Raw genomic sequence first — 3,531 nt, forward strand, 5'->3', positions numbered from 1 at the left:
GAGAAGGTAAAGCGACACGATGATGATGGTGTGGAAGAGGACCCGCACGATCACCTCGAGCACGATCGAGCGGTTCTCAGGCCGCACCCGCTGCCCGCCGACGAGCCACGCCATGCGGCCGCTGCCTCGCGCGTCCCCGTGCTGCTGCAGCCCGTCGGAGGTCTCGACGAGCGGGCGGCGCGCGCGGGTGGCGCCCGACGGCAGCGGCGCGATGAAGCGCGACAGCGTGTCTGCGCGATGGGTGACGAAGACGAGGGATGCCACACCCGTCGCCGCGAGGATGAGCACCGCCAGCTCGCCCATCGTGTCCCAGCCGCGCAGGTCGACGAGGGCGACGTTGACGACGTTCTTGCCGTGACCCAGCTCATAGGCGAGCTCGGGGAACGCGTCCGAGATGGGATCCTCGACACGCGCGCTCGTGGCCACGATCGCGACGAGCGCCATCGTGGTGCCCACCGCCGCGCCTAGCACCGCACGGGCGACCGGCCACACCGACGCGTTGTGCTCGCCCATGCGCGAGGGGATGCGGCGCAGCACGAGCGCGAACGCGACCAGCGTCACCGTCTCGACGAGGATCTGGGTGAGCGCGAGGTCGGGTGCCCCGCTCGTCGCGAACAGCAGCACCATGCCGAGGCCGGTGACCGAGACGAGCACGACGCCGGTGTAGCGCTTGCGGGCCCGGATCGCGACGAGCCCTGCCGCGATCATGATCGGCGCCACGACGAGCTGCATGGGGGTCTGGAACGCGTCGAGCTGCGCGCGCAGCTCTTCGCTCGCGATGAGCGCGGTCGCCTCGGCGGCGACGAACACCACGAAGATCGTGCCGACGTAGACCGGCAGCGAGCCGCGCTGGGTGAAGCTCGTCGTCACGACTGACAGCCTCGCCACCCCGCGCAGCGCAGCGTTGTAGGCGTCGGCGGCGGTGAACGGCAACAGGCGCTTGGCGGGCCGCCACGCTGTGGTGGCCCAGAACACGAGCGCTCCGACCCCGATCGTCGCGAGCGAGATCCACAATGCCGGTTCGAGCCCGTGCCACAGCGCGAGGTGCGCCGCGTGCTCGGGAGGTGCGACGCCGGGACTCGAAGCCGGCGCCTCGTCGGCGTACGGCGCGAACACCGTGTCGAGCCACGGCGAGAGGAATCCCGCGACGAGCGTGAGACCCGAGAGCACCACCGGCGCCGCGAGGAATCCGAGCGGCGGGTCGGGCCATTCGGTCGCCGGCACGACGTCACCGGCGCCGTCGCGCTTGGTCCAGAACGCACCCCAGAGGAATCGGATGCCGTACGCCGCGGTCAGCACCGAGCCCAGGGTGATTCCGGCGAGGGCGACGATGCCCCACGCCTCCCCGCCGAGCGCCTCGTGCAGCAGCGCCGCGAGCACGCCCTCCTTCGCGACGAACCCGATCGTCGGGATGATCCCGATCATCGAAGCGATCGCGATGATCGAGAACATCGCCAAGACGGGCGCCTGCCGGCCGACCCCCGAGAGCTCGGTGAGATCTCGCGTCGACAGCTGACGGTCGATCACACCGACGACGAGGAACAGCGCCGACTTGAACAGCGCATGACTCAGCAGCAGGGCGAGGCCTGCGAGCGCGGCATCCCTCGTGCCGTATCCCAGCACGACGGCCAGCATGCCCAGCTGGCTCACCGTGCCGAAGGCGAGCACGCGCTTGAGGTCGGTCTCACGCAGCGCCTGGAAGCCGCCGAGCAGCATCGTGAAAACGCCCAGTGAGATGACGATCGGCCGCCAGGTCGGGGCCAGGGCGAACACCGGAGCCAGGCGCGCGATCAGGTAGATGCCGGCCTTCACCATGGCCGCGGCATGGAGGTAGGCGCTGACCGGCGTGGGCGCCGCCATGGCCCCCGGGAGCCAGAAGTGGAACGGGAAGATCGCAGACTTGCTGAGCGCGCCCACGAGGATCAGCACGAGGGCGGCGTCGACGACAGGACCGGTGGGTGCCTCGACGAGGATCGTCGAGATGCTCGAGGTGCCGGCATCCACCACCAGCAGCACGACCCCGATCAGCATCACGAGGCCGCCGAGCGTCGTCACCAGGAGCGCCTGCAGCGCTGCACGGCGGCTCGACCCGCGGCTGTTGTAGTACCCGATGAGGAGGTACGACAGCACGCTCGTGACCTCCCAGAACATCACGAGCACCACCAGGTCGTCGGTGAGGACGAGTCCGTACATCGCACCCGCGAACGCCAGGAGCACCGCGGCGAACTGCCCGAGGTTCTCCTTCTTTCCGCGGAAGTACCAACGGCAGTAGATCATCACGAGCGCACCGACGCCCGTGACGACGAGCGTCATCAGCCACGAGAGCGTGTCCATGCGCATCGACAGGTCGATGTCCAGCGGCGGGATCCAGGCGTACGACTCGAACGGCACGTCGCCCGCGAACACCCGTGGCGTCTGCAGCGCCGCGTGCACGAACCCTCCGGCGGGCAGCGCGGCGGCGACGTAGAAGGCGAGGGGGCCGATGCGCGCCACGAGCCACGGCAGCAGAATCGGGAAGACCGCGAACGCGCCGAGCACGAGGAGCATCCAGGCCTCCTCGGGGTCGTCGGCCGGTGCGTCTCTGCGTTCGCAGGAGCACCGGATCGGGCGATCGGGGTGTCCGCTCCAGTCTACCGGCGGCGATCGCCCGGCCGGTCCCGGCCGCCCCGGTACGCTCGCAGGCGACCGACGAAGCGAGACCATGATCAACCTCCCCGACACCGCAGCGGCCCGCGACCGCCTGCCGCGCTGGGCGCGCGAACTCCTGGGCGTCGCCGCGGCGATCGCGATCGGGATCTCGGTCGTGGCGGCTGTGGCGGCATCCGCACGCTCAGAACTGCTGTTGCGCGACGGTGACTCTCTCGTCACCACGCTCATCGTGCGGTCGATCGCCGCCGGTCAGCCGCAGGACTGGGCGCTGTCGACCGTGCTCTTCCTGCCCGAGACCGCGGTGCTCGCGGTGCTCACGCTCCTGGGTCTCGGCGTGAACGGCACCCTCTCTCTCGCAGGGGTCGTCAACGTCGTCGGGCTGTACGGCGCGCTCCGAGTCGCCGCGGGCCGCGTCGGGCACGGGAGGATGCCGGTGGCCGGTGCCCTGCTCGCGCTCGGGGCCTTCGCACTGCTGGCCGTGAGCGAGACCTCGCCCTCGCGCGATGCGCTCGAGCTCGCCTCGCTCCTGACGACCACGACGTACTACGGCGCGACGGTGATCGCGGTCGTGCTCGCCATCGGCCTCGCGCGGCGCGCTCTGGATCGCGCCACCGTGCGGTGGCGACCGGTGCTGCTGATCGGGCTGGTGGCCGCGGCATCCGTCGTCACCAACCCGATGTTCGCGGTGTGGGCGGCCGTGCCGCTCGGACTCGTGCTCGCGGTGGTCGCGGTCTGGCGCCGCAGCGCTGTCGCCCTCTGGCTCGTCGGCGCGCTCGTCGCCGGCACGGCCATCGGCTTCGTGGGGCGGATGCCGCTGGCCCGGCTCATCGCGAACACCGGCGCCGGCTACGCCGACCCCGGGCGCTGGCTCGAGTCGCTCGC

The 3,531-nt window shown here is 71.0% G+C and carries 1 protein-coding gene and 1 pseudogene; one reads left to right on the top strand and one right to left on the bottom strand.

The window, feature by feature from the left end:
* On the bottom strand, positions 1 to 2,547 hold a 2,547-nt coding region (locus tag EIO58_RS14610; RefSeq protein WP_127820140.1), incomplete at its 3' end, for a Na+/H+ antiporter subunit A.
* A gap of 154 nt (positions 2,548 to 2,701) precedes the next feature.
* Between EIO58_RS14610 and EIO58_RS14615 the strand changes: the two are divergent.
* Positions 2,702 to 3,531, top strand: a pseudogene (locus EIO58_RS14615) (hypothetical protein); the annotation flags it as partial.

The sequence above is a fragment of the Microbacterium sp. CPCC 204701 genome (assembly GCF_004010105.1).
Taxonomy (GTDB): domain Bacteria; phylum Actinomycetota; class Actinomycetes; order Actinomycetales; family Microbacteriaceae; genus Microbacterium.